This is a genomic window from Streptococcus mitis, assembly GCF_946188695.1.
Lineage (GTDB): Bacteria > Bacillota > Bacilli > Lactobacillales > Streptococcaceae > Streptococcus > Streptococcus mitis_DF.
The window spans coordinates 44823-62426 of the sequence record NZ_CAMHWI010000014.1; the positions used below are offsets into that span (position 1 = coordinate 44823).

Here is a 17604-nt window from a genome sequence, read left to right on the forward strand (position 1 = left end):
TCCTCTCCCTTTTATTTTATCACAATTCAAAAAAGTCACCTCGGTCTGAAGATGGAAAAAAGGCGATGGTTACGCCTTTTTCATCTGATCATTTGCTTCTTTTAATTTTCCATAAAGAATGTAATCTACGCTTTGCAAATCTGCTATGGTAGCACAATTAAGAGCACACATAATTAAGCGTAGATCTTCTTTCCAACCTTGGACAATGCCAATCACTTCTTCAACTGAATAGGTTTCAACCAATTCCAGAACGGTTCGTGACAATCCTACAGCCTTAGCACCAAAGACCAAGCACTTAATCATATCCAGCGGATTCCGAACGCCACCACTGACCAAGAGTTCAACCTTGTCTTTCCAGTCTTGGGCATTGAGAAGGGCTTGCATGGTAGACTGGCCCCATTGATTGAGATAATCACGCTGACCACTGCGACGGTTTTCGATATAGGCAAAGCTGGTGCCACCACGACCCGACAGGTCAAAGGTTCGAACGCCCAATTCATAGGCTCTCTCGATGGTCTTGGCATCCATCCCAAAGCCCACTTCCTTTAGGACAATCGGAACAGGGATTTGCTTGCTATAGTCAGCCAGATGCGATTGCCAGCTTCGAAACTTTCTTTCTCCCTCAGGCATGAGTAATTCCTGCATGACATTGACATGCACCTGCAAGAGAACAGGATTCATCTCTTCTACAGTCTGAAGTCCTAACTCGACAGACTTGTCCAATCCAATATTGGTTCCAAGAAGGAGATTTGGATGACTAGACTTGACAGAAAAAGAGGCATCTGATGGATCTTTGAGAGCCGCACTATAAGAGCCTGTCACAAACAAAATCTCACAGTCTTCTGCCACCTGAGCCAGTTTTTGATTGATTTCTTTACCTTTTTCGCTTCCACCCGTCATAGCATTGATATAAAAAGGAAAGTCCCACTTTCGACCAGCAAATTCTGTCGACAGATTGATTTCATCCAGATCGTAAAGGGGCAGGGAAGCGTGAATCAATTCCACCTCATCAAAGCTATTATAGGAACTTTTCTGCTCAAGGGCATAGCGGATATGCTCGTCCTTACGATTTGTCGTCATGTCCTATCCTTTCTTGGTATAAGAGCTCAATCCCCAGATCGGCCCAACGATTTTTTAAGGTTTCAGTTGATTGCACATCAAAACTCAAGGCAATCCCACAGTCACCACCACCAGCACCGCTACTCTTGGCAACAGCCTGCAAATCTTGACTGGCTTCTTTCAGTTGTCTGAGCGAAGGCGTGTAAATATCTGCGCTCAAGCCTTCTAAAAGTTGACTGGCTACTTCTACTTGCTCGATAACTTTTTCAGCTTTCCCCAGCTCCAAGGCTTCTACCAAAGTAGCCACCGTTTCTTTTGAGGAACTTAAAAAATTCTGATTGATGTTTTGCTTGATTTGCTTGACCATGTTACTAGACACAGCTACTTCCTTGGTCCATCCAACTAGGAAATCACATTCTAGATTTGGTTTCACTTGTGAGATGGAAAAACCCCAATCATGCTCCAAAACTGTCGCCAAGTTTTCTTCTTGCAACCAAGCAGCCACCTTTTGGCGATCAAACGACTGGTAGAGAACCAAATCCTCTGCCACGATACAGGCAAGGTCTCCCATAGAGCCATTGTCACCTCGCTTGAGCAAGACAGCGCTGGCCAGCTTGAACAAGAGTTTCGAATCAACCGTAATATCATATAGAACAAGCAGAGCCTTGATAACCAAGACAACGACGCTACCGCTAGAGCCTAAACCAAACTTTTTCCCTTCTCTTTCCATTTTTCCTCGGATTTCCATAGAAAAAGGTCGCAAAGTCTGCCCACAATCGGCGAGGAAGTCATTCATCAAAGCAATCGTTTCTTGAATCAAGCTGTAGTCAGGATTGGGCGTCAAGTCTACTGCAAAATCAAACATATCTGAGTAGATACGGTAGCTGTCAGAAAAAGCAATCTCTGCCCTCATATAGATAGGAATAGCCTTTATCAAGGCTAATTGCCCTGGCTCTAAAATAGCATACTCACCTGCCCAATAGAGTTTTCCACAAGTTTTAACAGCAGTCATCTTGGCTCAAATCCTTTGTTTTTGACACAATCAAGCGATAACTCTGACTGAAAATTTCAGATAAATGCTCCAAGTCTTTCTCTTGACAAAGAACTTTGACATTGGGACCAGCATCCATAGTAAAGTAGCAGGCCTCTCCTTGCTCACGGAGCTGGCGAACAAAATCCATGGCTTCATAAGATGCATCTGTCAGATAAGAAAAGGCTGGTGATGCTGTTTTTGTCGTAGCGTGCATAGCAAGGGCATTTTTCTCCGTTAATTCCCCAACCTTTACAAAATCATTTTCCTTGAGGTAAATCAGCATATCCTGATAGTCTTTCTCAGACTGGCGCACCCAGTCGTCAAAAGTCGTCGAGGTTTCCACACAGAGTTTCATCCCATCACGGCTAGAGATTGGTTTTTTCTTGTCTTCTAGCACCAACATAATCATAGCTAATTTCAAGTCTGTCTCTACAGGGTAAATTTCCCCACTATCCTTATCCCAGGCACCTAGCGGTCCATAAAAACTCCGAGAGGACGACCCTGATGCAAACTTAGCCTCCTGCGCCAACTGTCTCCGATTCAAACCAAGCTTAAAATAAGCATTACATGCCTTAACCAAGGCGGATAAACCGCTAGAACTTGAGGATAGACCTGCTGCCGTAGGCATATTGTTTTGAGTGTCAATACGAACAAAGCCCTCACCATCTGGACGGTAGCGGTCAATAATCTTACTCATCTTAGCATGCTCAGTCTCATTTTGTAACTGACCATTGATATAAAAGGCATCAGCTGTCGCATCCGTCGGTAGAGATGACAAGGTCGTCTCCGTGTACATATTTTCCAAAGTCAAAGAAATACTGCTAGTAGCAGGCACCATCTCTTTTTCTTTTTTCTTTCCCCAATATTTGATAATGGCAATATTTGCGTAAGAACGTACTGTTACAGGCTCTCGATCCATGTCTGTACAGCTCCTTTCTCTTCTAATCTTTCTGCTAGTTCTTGAGCTTGAGGCAAATTGGTTGCCAAGGCGATAATACAGCCTCCTAGCCCACCACCGCTCATCTTGGCACCCAGAGCACCATGGCTCAGAGCCGTTTCTACCAAATGGTCTGCCTCAGGGCTACTAACACCAATTTCTTTTAAATGTAAATGCGCCTGACTGAGGATTTGTCCCAGTCCTTCAGCATCTTTTCGTGAAATCGCTTCTTCTGCCTGCTGGGTTAATTCTCCCAAGGCATGCAAAAACGGTAGGGCGTCTTTCCCCTTACTTTGAACCACTTGGATAGCTTCACGAGTGTGACCATAAACGCCCGTATCAGCAATTACTAAATAGGCAGATAGATTCATCTCAAGCTCTGTAAATCCTACATTCTTGATAAAGCGGATAGGTTGGTCACTGAGACAAGTCTTAGCATCTAAACCACTAGGATTCATATGAGCAATCATCTCAGCCCGATTGACCAAGATTTCTAGTACATCATGAGGCAGGTCGGCCTGATAGTAGTCAAATACCGCACGAATAGCCGCTATGCTGATAGCTGCTGACGAACCCATTCCCCGTTTTTCAGGGATAGCCGAGTCAATCTCACAGCGAATGCAGGCTTCTTTGATATCCAAATACTCCAGCGAAGCATAAACTGCCATGGACAAGGTATCCTCCTCATAGAGGCGCCAAGGACTCGCTGCAGGAACTACCTTACAAGTCACCTCCACCTCCAAAAGAGGCAGGGAAATGGCAGGATAACCGTAAACTACCGCATGCTCCCCTATTAAAATTATTTTACTATGTGCCTGACCGACACCAACCTTTTTTGTCATGTTATCCTTTTACTAGACGAAAAAGCCGTCTCATACTCAATAAAAATCAAAAAGCAAACTAGGAAGCTAGCCGCAGGCTGTACTTGAGTACGGTAAGGCGACGCTGACGTGGTTTGAATTTGATTTTCGAAGAGTATTATTTTTTCCTACAAGTATTTATTCTCTCCTATCTATTTTATTATATTTTCACAAAAAAAGCGATTGTTTCCATTCACAATCGCTTCTTTCATTATTGGACCCATTCGCCATTATAGTTGACAGAATAGCCATCTACAGTCGTATTTACTGCCAAAGTACCTGAGCTATAGGCGTAGTACCATTTACTACCGACCTGGAACCAACCAGTGACCATAGCTCCTGATGAATGGAGATAGTACCACTTGTTACCAAGATATTGCCAATCTGTTTGCATATCTCCATTTGACTGGTCTAAATAATACCAAGTTGAGCCTTCCTGATACCAACCAGTTGCCATAGATCCTGATGAACGGAGATAGTACCACTTGTTGCCAAGGTATTGCCAACCTGTTTGCATGATTCCAGTTTTTGGATCCAAGTAGTACCATGGAGCAGGTTTGCTTCTATCAATGCCAAAAGTAACATGGAAATCTTGAGTCCAACCCTTAGCAACTTCACCAATTGGTAGTGGATTGTAAGAATCATCGCCAAAATTTCCTATCTTATTTAAATAATACCAATTGCCGTCTTCATAAATCCAGCCTGTCTTTACAGCATAATGATTATCAAAATAATAAGTTCTCTTTTCAGCAGATGGAGCATATTGTTCACCGTATACTTTTCCTGTATTTTCAGACGTTTTTTCCTCTAGTACTTGTTTATCTGTTTGTTCTAGCAAAGCACCATCTTGTCCAAAATAGTACCACTTCTCCTCAAGGCCAATTTCTAAGACTGGATGATTATTAAATAAATCATCACGATAACCTGTTCCAGGAATTTCTACGTATTGCCAACCGACAACCATCTCTCCTCTATCACCAAAATAGTAAGTTTTACCGTCTATTTTATGCCAATAGATTGCTTTATGGTCATCTTTTATATAATATTTTCTATTATCCTTATCAACAAACTGTCCACCTGTGGTATCCGCAAATACTGTATTTGTAGCTAACAAACCAAAGAAAAATGCTGTTAGTCCAACTTGCATCATTTTTTTCAAAATTTTCATCTATATACCCTCCAATATTAAATCCACTCACCAGATGAGGCGAAATTATAAACTTTACCATCGATAGTTTGGCTACCTGTAGCCATTGCTCCAGAGGAATTGAGATAATACCAGTTTCCTCCTACTTTTATCCAACCTGTTTTCATGTCTCCATTACTTGCATTTAGGTAGTACCAAGTTGAACCATCTTTCACCCAACCAGTTGCCATGGCTCCTGATGAACGGAGATAGTACCACTTGTTACCAAGATATTGCCAGCCTGTTTTCATATCGCCATTTTCAGCATCTAAATAGTACCAAGTTGAGCCTTCCTGATACCAGCCAGTTGCCATTGCACCTGATGAACGGAGGTAGTACCACTTATTGCCAATTTGCTTCCAACCAGTTTGCATGATACCAGTTTCTGAATCTAGATAGTACCAAGCTGAACCATCATTTATCCAACCTGCACGTCTTTCACCACCAATATAGTTTTCTCCATTAATTTCCGTTTTAGCTAGATAATACCAATTAGACTTGTCATAAAGCCAACCTGTCTCTAAAGAATGATTTTGATTAAAGTAATAGTTCGTGTAAAAACTCTTCTCTTCTTTATCTTCCGGGTTTGTACGTTTTTCCCCATACTTTCTTCCAACACTGTCTTTAGTTTTAACCTCTAATGCTTTCCAACCAACAAACTCTTGTAGCACTCCATTTTTGTCAAAGTAGTACCATTCTGGCATTGGGGAACCTTCTAATCTTATGCCATTAGGGTAAGGACCAATTGTATATCCTTTAACTGGCATTGGAATGTATTGCCAACCAACAACCATTTCACCATTATAATCAAAATAATAGGTCTTGCCATCAATCACTCGCCAGTCCGTTTCTTTGATGTCACCCTTCTTGTAGTAGGTTCTACCATTTTCTTGGACAAATTTCCAACCTTCTGAATCAGAATCATCCGCCAATACTGCACTTGTTGCTAGCAAACCGAAGAAAAAGACTGCTAATACGATTTGCAGCAATTTTTTTATTATTTTCATTAGACGTATCCTCCATAACTGATTATAGCAAAGACCAAACTGCATGTCAATATATAGAAAACCCCTCAAAAAAGCAGTTACAAAACTGCAACTGCTTTTCTATTCTTGCATGGTGTAACCAACACCACGAACTGTTTTAATGTAGCTTTTTTGACCTTTTACATCAAGCTTGCTACGTAGATAACGGATATAGACATCCACGATATTAGTTTCAGTCGCACTTTCATACTTCCAGACACTTTCCAACAACTGCTCACGAGTCAGAACTTTCTTGCTTCCCATAAGAGTGGCCAAAAGGTCATACTCACGACGCGTCAGAGCAATCATCTCCTCGCCACGATAAACGGTATGATGTTCTACATCCATACGCAAATTGCGGTAAGACGTTGGAACCTTCATCTGACTACAGTGTTGATCGATAAAGTCCCGACCTCGGAAAATCGCTGAAATACGAGCTACCAGATTCTCAATAATAACTGGCTTATAGATGTAAGAAACGGCAAAGCGTTGGATTGTCTCAATCTGATCTTGCAATTCTTCACGATGGTCCAAGACCATGATGACTGAGGCTGGCTTAGTTCGACTCAGCTTGTCTGCAAAATCCTGGGCTGTCATATCCCCCAGTTGAGCATTCAATAAAATCAAGTCATAGTCTGTTTGAAGAGCCATGGAGAGGGCTTTTTGCCCCTCCTCAACCTGATCAACTCGGTATTGCTCTTTTTGGAGCTCCAAACTTAAAAAATGAGCTAGATTTCGTTCTTTCTCAAGTAATAAAATCCGTTTCCCCATGGCAGACCTACTTATTTTTCGTCATACCAAGAGTAGTGGAAGGTTCCTTCTTTATCTTTACGTTGGTAAGTGTGGGCACCAAAGTAATCACGTTGCGCTTGGATCAAGTTAGCTGGAAGGTCAGCTGAACGGTAGCTATCAAAGTAAGTAATAGCTGCTGAGAAAGTTGGCACTGGCACACCAGCTTGAACAGCAAGAGCTACGATATCACGCACTGCTTGTTGGTACTTAGCAGTAACATCCAAGAAGTACTCATCCAAAAGAAGGTTAGCAAGGTCTGCATCACGGTTGTAAGCATCTGTAATCTTTTGCAAGAAACGAGAACGGATGATACAGCCATCACGCCAGATAGATGCGATGTCTGCAAATGGCAAATTCCAGTTGTTTTCTTTAGAAGATACACGCAATTGCGCAAAACCTTGTGCGTATGAAATGATTTTTGAGAAGTAAAGGGCTTGACGAATCTTTTCGATCAACTCAGCCTTGTCTCCTTCAAATTTGAAGTCAGCTGGTTTTGGAAGAACCTTGCTAGCATGTACACGTTCTTCTTTATAAGTAGAGATGTAACGTGCAAATACTGACTCAGTAATTAGTGACAATGGCACACCAAGGTCAAGTGATGATTGGCTAGTCCATTTACCAGTTCCCTTGTTACCTGCAGCATCAAGGATGTAGTCTACGATTGGTCCATCTTGACCTTCGTCGTCTTTACGGCTCAAGATATCAGCTGTGATTTCAATTAAGTAGCTGTCCAACTCACCCTTGTTCCACTCAGTAAAGATTTCAGCCATATCTTCTGCTGAAAGACCTAGCAAGTGTTGCATCAAATCATAGCTTTCTGCGATCAATTGCATATCACCATACTCGATACCGTTGTGAACCATTTTCACATAGTGACCAGCTCCATCAGGACCGATGTAAGTCACACATGGTTTGCCATCTTCTGGTGCTTTAGCTGAGATTTCTTCAAGAACATCCGCAACCAATTCGTAGGCCTCTTTTTGTCCACCAGGCATGATAGAAGGACCTTCAAGAGCACCTTTTTCACCACCAGAAACCCCAGTACCGATAAAGTTAATGCCTGAGTTTGCCAATTCTTCATTACGACGGATTGTATCTTTGTAGAAAGTGTTTCCGCCGTCAATCAAGATATCACCCTTGTCAAGGTGTGGAAGAAGGGCTTGGATAGTAGCATCTGTACCAGGTCCAGCTTGAACCATGAGCATGATACGACGAGGTTTTTCGATTGAGTTTACAAAACTTTCAACGTCATAGCTTGGTACAAAGTTCTTTTTAGGATGGCAAGCAATTACATCTTCAGTTTTTTCTTTACTACGGTTGTAGATAGCAACTGTGTAACCACGAGATTCAATATTAAGGGCAAGGTTACGACCCATTACGGCCATACCTACGACACCAAAGTTAGCTTTTGTCATTTGACACTCCTCTTATTTAATTTGTTTTATTTTATCATTTTTACTTTTGAAAAGAAAGAATTTTGTAACGGCTACTTAGAAGTCCAAGGCATCCGCATGTCCAGAACCATTTCCAACAAAGTATCCTGTCTTACAGTTAAGGGTAAAGAGATAGGTTCCATCTGGCTTGTAGAGGTTGTAATAACCATTGCCATTAACGATATTAACACGTTCAAGGATATATTGGTTACCAGTGATATATCCACGTGAACGTGAAGTCGCTAAAATTTGTTCTAAGACACCATCCGCAAAATCCCAGGCAGAGTTGTTACTATCATCAATAGCAGACTGATTATAGGCAACACGACTAGCACTTCTTTGAACAGCAACCCCTGCACTCGAGAGACCCATATTGACTTCACTGCGACTACTTCTAGTCTCATTTGAACTACTTGGTTTTGTCTCACTAATCGTATTTGAACTTGTTTGACTAGAGTTTGAACTGCTAGTTTGACTTGAACTTGAGCTAGAAACACTTGTTTGCTGACTCTTACCAAGACTGATAGCCTTATCTAGCACTTTATCAAGCTCCGTATTTCCAGTTTTAATATCCGTAAATTTAGCATCCGATTTGACTTTGGCATTGGTATCCAAAACACCATCCACAATAGCTGGTTTTTCAAATTGAGCATTGACATCTTGAATGGCCTTGATTTGCGTTGCTAGACTATCATACTTCGATTTGGCAAGCGTATGTTCACGACTACCTTCCAGCTTATCAAGCAAGGTTTTGAGTTGACTCAGTTTATCAAACTGGCTATTCTTCAAAGCCGTTTTATTGCTATCTGTATAAAAGGCATCGTATTGGCTATTGAAATCTTCTAAAATCGGCTGAACATTCTGCTCGCTAGACGATGATTGAGAAGTTTGGATTTCCTGTGTTGAGCGATTCACTTGACGGTAAACATAATAAGCACTGACACAGATAATCACTGATACAAACGCCAAAGCGGTTAAAACAAATCCTTTTTTGCTTTTCTTTTCTGAGCCTTCTTGTTCCAGACGAGAAAGGTTTTGCTCCTCTTCCACTTCTTCAGTCATTTCTATTGGATTTTCATCCTCTAGTAATAGAGAATCCAAGCCTTGCTCCTCATCGTCCAGAGGCAAGGGTGGTAAGATGGGAACTTCCTCCGAAGAAGCTTCTGACTCCTCTACAGCCTCACGCACCTCTTGAATTAAATCATCCAGACTCTGAGTTTCGACTAACTCCTCTTTTTTGTATTGACGAGTCGCAAACTTATCTGCTTCGATTTCATCTTTATGTTGTTTAACATACTTGTCCAAAATGGAATCCTCAGGCAAGACCCCTGCTTCCACTTCTTCATTTTTACGAATGGCTTGACCAACTGTTAGCTCTTTTGCTTCATCAAAATCAAATCGCGGTTCTTGGACTTCTTTTTTATGACGATTCCGTCTTTTCTTACTCATGGGTATTCCTTTCTATTTTAACTCTTGGCGTTTAACACGCTGACCAAAATATTGATACAGATCCACTTTCAAGGTTCCGTTGTATAACTTACGTTTCTTATCCGCCTGACTACCATACTTACTTTCAAATGCTTCATCACTAGTTAGGATAAACTTACTCCAAGTTTTCAGTGGTGTAAATACTTGCCCCATCTCAGCATAGAGCTTGGTCACCCCTGCATCATCTGATAAACGTTCTCCATAAGGCGGATTTGAGATAATCACGCCATTGATTTTATCAGAACGTAAATCCTGCACGCGCATCTGCTTAAATGTAATATCTCCTGCAACACCTGCTGCCTGAGCATTGGCCTTAGCAATTTCCACCATGCGAGCATCAATATCACAGCCCATGATATCCAGCTCAAGCTCACGGTCTACTTTTTTAGCCGCTTCTGTGCGCACTTCCTGAATCAAGCGGTCGCTGACCCAGTTCCATTCCTCAAAAGCAAAAGAGCGACGAAGACCTGGAGCCATCTTTCGAGCAATCATGACCGCCTCGATACAGAAAGTTCCTGAACCACAGGTCGGATCAATCAAAGGCTTGTCTGGGTACCAGTTAGAAAGTTGTAAAATAGCCGCTGCCATGTTTTCCTTGATAGGGGCTCCACCTTTTTCGGTACGATAACCACGCTTAAAGAGACTGGAGCCTGTCGTATCAATCATGACAGTTGCCACATCTTTGAGAATCGAGACCTCAATCTTAAACTCAGGACCAGTTTCCATCAGCGGAACACCTTCTGGACGAGCATAGTGTTTCTGCAATTTCTTAACAACAGCTTTCTTAGAAATAGCCTGCACACTTGGCTCATTGTGAAGCTTGGACTTAACACATTTGGCTTTTGAAATCGGGAATCGAGCTCCAAGTGGTAAATAATTTTCCCAATCTAGAGCGAAAACTCCCTGAAACAGCTCTTCAAAAGTCTTAGCTGGGAACGTTCCTACGATAATCTTGATACGGTCTGCTGCCCGAAGCCAGAGGTTGGTTTCGATAATGGCTCTCACGTCTCCTTGAAAACGAACACGTCCATTTTCAACCTGACAATCGTAGCCCAACTCTCGCACTTCTCGTCCCACAACAGCTTCAAGACCTGCTGCCACAGTTGCAATTAAATTAAATTCTTTTTTCATGTTACAGTCTTGCAAGACCTTTCTATATGTCCACTTTAAAAAATGAGGTTGAGAAAATTTCTCAGCCCCAACCTATATGCAATTTTCTATAAGCCATGTTTTGTTCCAGAAGTGACTAGGACCACTTCCTTCGATAATCATCTGTCTACCACTAACAGCTCTAGCTGATAGCAGTCAGAATACTACGTTCGTTTCCGCGTACTCCATGCCCCGACCAAAATTTGGGTTGCTAGCTTGAGGGGTTTACCGCGTTCCACTCTCTCCGTTTCCAGAAAGACTCCGTCACTGTGGCACTTTCAAGCCTACTCTGGCCTATCCAAGGACTTAGCCATTTCAACTGCCGTAACGATTTCTCGTCCCTAGGCTTATGGTTTCGCCTAGCACAAACACTACAGGCATCACAGCCTGTGCTAGCATGGACTTTCCTCATGAGAAGAAATTCTCCTCACGCGATTATCCAAAAATTGCACATCTCAAATAACTACTTAGAAATCTGAGTTATCTAAAATTTGTTTACCAAACACTTCTTTTTCAAGACGATTCAAGCGTTTCAAAATATCAAAATTCGTCATAGAACTTGTAGTTGCTGCTTCAATAGGCTCTGCTTGAACTGGTGAAGGTTTCGGTTTACGAGCTAGTTCTTCCTTCAAATCCGCAATTTCCTGACGAAGTGACTTGACCAAGGCAGCATAGGTTTCATAATCCTTAATGACATCGTCTAAAAACTCATCAACTTCTACCTTGCTATACCCACGGACTTCACGTCCAAACTCTTGTTCAAAAATATCTTTCGCTGAAAAAATAATACTTGCCATGTCTCTCTCCATTCTCACTTGCTAGTATTATTATATAAAAAAAGGCAAACAAAAATCAAGGTCAAAGCTTCAATTTTCGGAAAAATTTTCAGCAAGTTCATTTAGCTGATCAAATGTTAATCTCTTTATAAAGTAGTCCTCTTGATTTTTCATCTTTTGGTAAAAATAAGCTAGTTTCGTTTCATTTTCTTCATCATAAAAAAGATAGGAACTGTTCGTGTTTTCCAGTAAAAACTGCTGGTAATCTCTTAACTGCCCCTTGTGTTCATAACGAGGATAGGCATATTTGACAAATTCTACCTGCTTAAAGCGACTCAGTTTCATCTGATTGCCTTCATTCCAATTTTCCCCATGGGTTTCAAAAGCAAAAATGGTGGCCAACTGGAAACCGTATTCGGTCTTCATTTCCTGAGCAACCTCTAAAACCCAATATTCAAAGCCCAAAGTCCCGGTAAATACAAGCCAAGTCACCCCATCTTCTGCCATAGCTTCTAAATCCCTACGTATCGCTTTTTTAATCAATTTAAGACGAGGATCCTTGTCCGAAAACAAACCCAAATCAAAAGCAGAATAGCCTAAAACCAAAGCTGTAGTCATTTTTAACCCTTTCTGTGTAAATTTATGATATAATAGAGTGATGTTATTGTACCAATAAGGAGAATTATGGTCAACTATCCTCATAAAATTTCATCACAAAAAAGACAAACATCTCTTTCTCAACCCAAAAATTTCGCAAATCGAGGAATGTCTTTTGAAAAGATGATTAATGCTACCAACGACTACTATTTGTCTCAGGGCTTAGCTGTTATACACAAGAAACCAACCCCTATTCAAATCGTACGAGTGGACTATCCACAACGAAGTCGTGCCAAGATTGTTGAAGCCTATTTTCGACAAGCTTCAACGACAGACTATTCTGGCGTTTATAAGGGATATTACATCGACTTTGAAGCCAAGGAAACAAAACAAAAACGTGCGATTCCGATGAAAAATTTCCATCCACATCAGATTCAGCATATGGAACAAGTCCTTGCCCAACAAGGAATCTGCTTTGTCCTTCTTCACTTTTCTTCTCAGCAAGAAACCTACTTATTGCCGGCATTCGATTTGATTCGCTTCTATCATCAAGATAAGGGGCAAAAATCAATGCCACTTGGATACATACGAGAATACGGTTACCAGATAAAACTAGGGGCATTTCCACAAATTCCCTATCTCGATGTTATCAAAGAACATTTACTAGGTGGTAAACAAGATGAATAAATACATTCTTATGCGAATATTAAAGTATATTGGAATCTTTTTCCTAACTCTCTTTATCGCATTATTTCTATTGGGCGGGGGTGTTTTCCTCTATTTTGTGAGCAAAGCTCCAGCCCTATCAGATAGTAAATTAGTTGCAACAACTTCTAGCAAGATTTATGACAATAATAACGAACTCATTGCCGATCTGGGCTCTGAACGCCGAGTAAACGCTCAAGCTAACGAAATTCCTACTGATTTAGTCAAAGCTATCGTGTCTATCGAAGACCATCGCTTCTTTGACCACAGAGGGGTAGATACGATTCGGATCATGGGGGCCTTCTTACGTAACTTACAAAGTAACTCTTTACAAGGAGGATCAACCCTAACCCAGCAGTTGATTAAGTTGACCTATTTCTCAACATCAACTTCGGATCAAAATATCTCCCGAAAAGCACAAGAGGCTTGGCTAGCTATCCAATTGGAACAAAAAGCTACCAAACAGGAAATTCTTACCTACTACATCAATAAGGTCTATATGTCAAATGGTAATTATGGAATGCAGACAGCAGCCCAAAATTACTATGGAAAAGATCTAAAGGATTTATCTTTACCTCAATTAGCTTTGCTAGCAGGTATGCCTCAGGCACCTAACCAATACGATCCTTACTCTCATCCGGAAGCAGCACTAGACCGTCGTAATTTAGTTCTTTCAGAAATGAGAGGGCAAGATTACATTAGTGCTGAGCAATATGAAAAAGCCGTCAACACACCTATCACTGATGGTTTACAAAGTCTTAAGTCGGCTGCTACTTATCCAGCATATATGGATAACTATCTAAAAGAGGTTATTGAACAAGTAGAGCACGAAACTGGATATAATCTTCTTACTACTGGGATGGAAGTCTACACAAATGTAGACAAGGGAATTCAACAACGACTTTGGGATATTTACAATACAGATGAGTATGTCTCTTATCCAGATAATGACCTTCAAGTAGCCTCAACTATCGTTGATACTTCCAATGGTAAAGTCATCGCCCAACTTGGAGCTCGTCACCAAGCAAGTAACGTTTCATTTGGTACCAACCAAGCTGTGGAAACCAACCGTGACTGGGGATCAACCATGAAACCAATCACTGATTATGCCCCAGCCTTAGAATACGGTGTATATGATTCAACTGCAACTACTGTCCACGATATTCCTTATAACTATCCTGGTACAAGTACTCCTGTTTACAACTGGGATCGAGCATATTTTGGTAATATTACTCTGCAATATGCCCTTCAACAATCTCGTAACGTACCTGCCGTTGAAACACTAAATAAGGTTGGTTTAGATAGAGCTAAAAACTTCCTAAATGGTTTAGGAATCGACTATCCTGTAATACACTATTCAAATGCTATTTCAAGTAATACAACTGAATCTAGTAAACAATACGGGGCAAGCAGTGAAAAAATGGCTGCAGCCTACGCTGCATTCGCAAATGGCGGTACTTATCACAAACCAATGTACATCAATAAAATCGTCTTTAGTGACGGTAGTGAAAAAGAATTTTCTGACGTTGGTACAAGAGCTATGAAAGAGTCTACTGCCTACATGATGACAGAAATGATGAAAACAGTTTTGACATCTGGAACAGGTTACAACGCCTATCTGCCTGGAATTCCTCAAGCAGGGAAAACAGGGACTTCTAACTATACAGATGAAGAAATCGAAAATCATATCAAGTCGAATCAACTTGTAGCACCAGATGAACTGTTTGTCGGTTATACTCGTAAGTATTCAATGGCCGTTTGGACAGGTTATAGCAACCGTCTCACTCCTATTCTAGGCGACGGTCTCACAGTTGCTGCTAGAGTCTATCGCGCTATGATGAGCTACCTTGCTCAAAATAACCATCCTGGAGACTGGACAATGCCTGAAGGACTATACCGAAGCGGCCAGTTCGTATTCCAAAATGGAGCCAGAAATACATTAAATACTCCTGACACACAACAAACACAATCAGAAGTAGAGAGTCCCTCTACAACATCTGAAAGTTCAAGCACTCAAGTAACACCTACTCCTGGTCAACCAGCAAATAATCCTACACCAACGAATCCTAATCAGGGACAGCCTGGCCAACAAATCCAACAACAACCACAGGCCCCTCAATTTCAACAACCACAACAGTAAATACGAAAAATCCTGAGAGTTAGAAATTCTCAGGATTTTTTTACTACAAGATAGCTAATACTCAACGAAAATCAAAGAGCAAACTAGGAAACTAGCCGCAGGTTGCTCAAAACAGTGTTTTGAGGTTGCAGATGGAAGCTGATGTGGTTTGAAGAGATTTTCGAAGAGTATAAAAGAGTCGGCTACAAACCAACTCCCTTACCTTTATTTAACATGTTTTGCAAGTTCTTCTTGCGCTTTTTTATTGGATTCTTCTTTTTCTTTCATCCATTTTTCTTGAGCTTTTTGATACTCATCAACTCTCACTGGTTTATCTTGTACATCAAGGTATTTATACAAAGTGGCTTCGGTCGTACCCTTGTTACCAGAGTATGCAAACGGAAGTGTAAATGGTACCATCTTAGACAACATTGGACGACCAGTTTTAGAAGTTGTTGGGATGATCAAAGCACTATCTGTCAACCAAGCTTGGGCAGCTGCATATTTTTCATAACGTTTTGAAATGTCTTTCACTTCTGCATCAGCTTCAACAACCATTTTTTCGTAGTCTTCCAAACCAACTTGTTTAGCTGCTGCATTATTTGTACCAGCATCAAATCCTAGATAAGTCTTTGTACTTTCCCCTACAGATGGTTTGAGAATATCAAGGTAGGTAGATGGGTCAATGTAGTCTGGTCCCCATCCAACGTTATCTGAGACATCCCAATCTTGTCCTGCAGCCGTTTCAGCAAAGTAGGTAACATTGAGAACTTCATCTTTTTGAAGTTGTTGGATATCAATGACGACATTGTCAGTTCCTAATGTTTCTTCAAGTGATTGTTTAAAAGATTGGACACGTTGAACTTTTGTTGTATTGGTTTGGTCAACTGGCATATCCAAGTGGATTGGGAATCGAACACCTTCCGCTTGGAGAGCTGTCTTGGCTTTAGCAAACTCTGCTTTCGCTTTTTCAGGATTGTAGAGTCCATCCTGAGCATCATCCAAGTTCACGTTGCTCCATTCGTCACCATAAGTCACCAATTTGTCTTTGACCATTTCGCCAAAGTTCTTTCCATCTGCCTGTACAAATGTAGGAGGAACAAACAAGTTACGAAGCAGTTTAGTTGCCCCATTCGCACCATTCACTTGAGAAGCATAGGCTTTTCTATCAAAACCAAAGGCAAGGGCTTGACGGAAATCTTTGTTTAGAAGAGCTTTCTTGGTTGATGTTTTTTCTTCATCCGTTGTCTTAGAAGTGTACTTATAAGACTGGCGATCAATATTAGTACCTACTAAATAAGTAGTAGAATCTTGTGGTGTATAAACGATGTTGTCTTTAAACTCTTTTTCAAGTTCAGGATAACTTGCGCTTGTCGGGAAGAGACGAGCCATTGTAAAGCTTCCATCTTTGAAGTTTTCTGCAAGTTTTCCTGTATCTTGACCATCCCAGAATGAAAGTTTTACCTTATCAATGTGAACATTATCCTTATCCCAGTAGTTAGGATTTTTCGCAAATTCAACGGAAGATTTAGCCACAAGAGATTTTAACAAATAAGGACCATTATAAAGGATACTGCTTGGATCTGTTGCTTTCCCAAAATCATCTCCCTTAGAGTTTAAAAACTCTTCATTAACTGGTGCTAAGACACCCATTGTTGTTTTAGAATTCCAAAAACTTTCAGGTTTGTTCAAAGTGTATTGGACTGTTTGATCGTCAAGAGCTTTAATCCCAACTTGAGAGAAATCTTTATTTTCCCCTTTAGCATAGGCGTCCAAACCTTTAATTGAATCCTGTACCAAGTAAAGGGCTTCTGATTTCTTATCTGTCGCATACTTAAGTCCTGTTACAAAGTCTTGAGCTTTCACAGGCGCATACTCTTCTCCTTCAGATGTGTACCACTTGGCATCTTTACGGATTGTATAAGTGTAAGTCAAGCCGTCCTTAGATACAGACCAATCCTCAGCTATAGATGGCACAAAGTTACCATAGCGGTCATTTTCAAGCAATCCATCAATCACATTACTAGTAATGTCAGTAGTTGCTGCCTTACCAGTTGTCAAGTAGTTCAGGTTATCTGGATCTGTTTCGTAAACATAAGAAAAAGTTTTCTCACCTTTTGCACTAGACCCTGAGCCAGAGCAAGCAGCTAAAACACCAGTTGCTAATAAAGTTACTCCCGCAAGGGCCAATACTTTCCTTGTTTTCATAGTATTCTCCTTTGTTTTTTTTATTCATTATAGACCCTTTTTAACGTCCTGTCAATAGAATTTTCTGAATTTTAGAAAATTATTTTTTAAACAACAACTTTGCAAAAATATGAATAATGTCAAAAAATCCCTCAACTACATTACATAGTCAAGGAATTTTGGCTCTATAATATTTGTAGTGGGTAACCCCCTATGGATATTATGGAGCCTATTTTGTGTAGAAAAAAAGTCCCATAT

The 17604-nt window shown here is 40.8% G+C and carries 15 protein-coding genes and 1 other RNA gene; 2 read left to right on the plus strand and 14 right to left on the minus strand.

Features of this window, described 5'->3' with window-relative positions; all coding sequences use genetic code 11:
- Nucleotides 1–69 precede the first annotated feature (69 nt).
- The 13 genes from fni to N8L33_RS06970 form a co-directional block, all read right to left on the minus strand.
- On the minus strand, nt 70–1080 hold the full coding sequence (fni, locus tag N8L33_RS06910) for a type 2 isopentenyl-diphosphate Delta-isomerase (RefSeq protein ID WP_261059379.1): 1011 nt from the start codon (nt 1078–1080) through the stop codon (nt 70–72).
- Nucleotides 1064–2071 (minus strand): phosphomevalonate kinase, encoded by a 1008-nt coding sequence (locus tag N8L33_RS06915; RefSeq protein ID WP_261059381.1) that lies wholly within the window; start codon nt 2069–2071, stop codon nt 1064–1066. Before N8L33_RS06915 ends, fni begins: the two co-directional genes overlap by 17 nt.
- Nucleotides 2058–3011: a diphosphomevalonate decarboxylase gene (mvaD, locus tag N8L33_RS06920; RefSeq protein WP_261059383.1), complete on the minus strand. Its 954-nt coding sequence runs from the start codon at nt 3009–3011 to the stop codon at nt 2058–2060. Before mvaD ends, N8L33_RS06915 begins: the two co-directional genes overlap by 14 nt.
- Nucleotides 2993–3871, minus strand: a complete 879-nt coding sequence (gene mvk, locus N8L33_RS06925) for a mevalonate kinase (protein WP_261059385.1) — start codon at nt 3869–3871, stop codon at nt 2993–2995. The genes mvaD and mvk overlap by 19 nt, the downstream gene beginning before the upstream one ends.
- Before the next feature lie 229 nt (nt 3872–4100).
- Entirely contained in the window at nt 4101–5057 is a 957-nt protein-coding gene (cbpC, locus tag N8L33_RS06930) for a choline-binding protein CbpC (RefSeq protein WP_261059387.1), read from the minus strand.
- Between the two features lie 17 nt (nt 5058–5074).
- Nucleotides 5075–6082: a choline-binding protein CbpJ gene (gene cbpJ, locus N8L33_RS06935; protein ID WP_261059388.1), complete on the minus strand. Its 1008-nt coding sequence runs from the start codon at nt 6080–6082 to the stop codon at nt 5075–5077.
- A gap of 99 nt (nt 6083–6181) precedes the next feature.
- A complete protein-coding gene (locus N8L33_RS06940; protein WP_153220775.1) occupies nt 6182–6871 on the minus strand; it encodes a response regulator transcription factor in 690 nt (229 codons plus the stop codon).
- 11 nt (nt 6872–6882) lie between these two features.
- On the minus strand, nt 6883–8307 hold the full coding sequence (gndA, locus tag N8L33_RS06945) for an NADP-dependent phosphogluconate dehydrogenase (RefSeq protein WP_261059390.1): 1425 nt from the start codon (nt 8305–8307) through the stop codon (nt 6883–6885).
- Between the two features lie 75 nt (nt 8308–8382).
- Entirely contained in the window at nt 8383–9774 is a 1392-nt protein-coding gene (gene mapZ / locus N8L33_RS06950) for a cell division site-positioning protein MapZ (protein ID WP_261059392.1), read from the minus strand.
- Nucleotides 9775–9786: 12 nt separating this feature from the next.
- The gene (locus tag N8L33_RS06955) at nt 9787–10944 is read right to left on the minus strand and encodes a THUMP domain-containing class I SAM-dependent RNA methyltransferase (RefSeq protein WP_261059394.1); all 1158 of its coding nucleotides are present in this window, start codon (nt 10942–10944) and stop codon (nt 9787–9789) included.
- A gap of 84 nt (nt 10945–11028) precedes the next feature.
- An RNA gene (gene rnpB / locus N8L33_RS06960) (RNase P RNA component class B) lies at nt 11029–11409 on the minus strand.
- Nucleotides 11410–11429: 20 nt separating this feature from the next.
- Nucleotides 11430–11759 carry a cell division regulator GpsB gene (gene gpsB / locus N8L33_RS06965; protein WP_261013363.1) on the minus strand — a complete coding sequence of 110 codons (330 nt, stop codon included), beginning with the start codon at nt 11757–11759 and terminating at the stop codon, nt 11430–11432.
- A 69-nt stretch (nt 11760–11828) separates the two neighbouring features.
- Nucleotides 11829–12356, minus strand: a complete 528-nt coding sequence (locus tag N8L33_RS06970) for an SLOG family protein (RefSeq protein ID WP_261059396.1) — start codon at nt 12354–12356, stop codon at nt 11829–11831.
- A 66-nt stretch (nt 12357–12422) separates the two neighbouring features.
- On the opposite strand from N8L33_RS06970, the gene recU reads away from it, so the two are divergent.
- Both recU and pbp1a read left to right on the plus strand, forming a co-directional pair.
- Nucleotides 12423–13022, plus strand: coding sequence for a Holliday junction resolvase RecU (gene recU, locus N8L33_RS06975; RefSeq protein ID WP_261022472.1), 600 nt, complete (start codon nt 12423–12425; stop codon nt 13020–13022).
- The gene (pbp1a, locus tag N8L33_RS06980) at nt 13015–15180 is read left to right on the plus strand and encodes a penicillin-binding protein PBP1A (RefSeq protein WP_261059400.1); all 2166 of its coding nucleotides are present in this window, start codon (nt 13015–13017) and stop codon (nt 15178–15180) included. The genes recU and pbp1a overlap by 8 nt, the downstream gene beginning before the upstream one ends.
- A gap of 204 nt (nt 15181–15384) precedes the next feature.
- Here the strand turns inward: pbp1a and N8L33_RS06985 are convergent, their stop codons facing one another.
- On the minus strand, nt 15385–17367 hold the full coding sequence (locus N8L33_RS06985; RefSeq protein ID WP_101776524.1) for a peptide ABC transporter substrate-binding protein: 1983 nt from the start codon (nt 17365–17367) through the stop codon (nt 15385–15387).
- Nucleotides 17368–17604: the final 237 nt, after the last annotated feature.

Excerpts from the sequence above, each read along its gene's own strand:
- cbpC (WP_261059387.1), bottom strand. The coding sequence starts at position 5,057 with ATGAAAATTTTGAAAAAAATGATGCAAGTTGGACTAACAGCATTTTTC.
- N8L33_RS06955 (WP_261059394.1), bottom strand. The coding sequence starts at position 10,944 with ATGAAAAAAGAATTTAATTTAATTGCAACTGTGGCAGCAGGTCTTGAA.
- N8L33_RS06970 (WP_261059396.1), bottom strand. The coding sequence starts at position 12,356 with ATGACTACAGCTTTGGTTTTAGGCTATTCTGCTTTTGATTTGGGTTTG.
- mvk (WP_261059385.1), bottom strand. The coding sequence starts at position 3,871 with ATGACAAAAAAGGTTGGTGTCGGTCAGGCACATAGTAAAATAATTTTA.
- recU (WP_261022472.1), top strand. The coding sequence starts at position 12,423 with ATGGTCAACTATCCTCATAAAATTTCATCACAAAAAAGACAAACATCT.
- gpsB (WP_261013363.1), bottom strand. The coding sequence starts at position 11,759 with ATGGCAAGTATTATTTTTTCAGCGAAAGATATTTTTGAACAAGAGTTT.
- N8L33_RS06915 (WP_261059381.1), bottom strand. The coding sequence starts at position 2,071 with ATGACTGCTGTTAAAACTTGTGGAAAACTCTATTGGGCAGGTGAGTAT.
- cbpJ (WP_261059388.1), bottom strand. The coding sequence starts at position 6,082 with ATGAAAATAATAAAAAAATTGCTGCAAATCGTATTAGCAGTCTTTTTC.
- mvaD (WP_261059383.1), bottom strand. The coding sequence starts at position 3,011 with ATGGATCGAGAGCCTGTAACAGTACGTTCTTACGCAAATATTGCCATT.
- fni (WP_261059379.1), bottom strand. The coding sequence starts at position 1,080 with ATGACGACAAATCGTAAGGACGAGCATATCCGCTATGCCCTTGAGCAG.
- pbp1a (WP_261059400.1), top strand. The coding sequence starts at position 13,015 with ATGAATAAATACATTCTTATGCGAATATTAAAGTATATTGGAATCTTT.
- mapZ (WP_261059392.1), bottom strand. The coding sequence starts at position 9,774 with ATGAGTAAGAAAAGACGGAATCGTCATAAAAAAGAAGTCCAAGAACCG.
- N8L33_RS06985 (WP_101776524.1), bottom strand. The coding sequence starts at position 17,367 with ATGAAAACAAGGAAAGTATTGGCCCTTGCGGGAGTAACTTTATTAGCA.
- gndA (WP_261059390.1), bottom strand. The coding sequence starts at position 8,307 with ATGACAAAAGCTAACTTTGGTGTCGTAGGTATGGCCGTAATGGGTCGT.
- N8L33_RS06940 (WP_153220775.1), bottom strand. The coding sequence starts at position 6,871 with ATGGGGAAACGGATTTTATTACTTGAGAAAGAACGAAATCTAGCTCAT.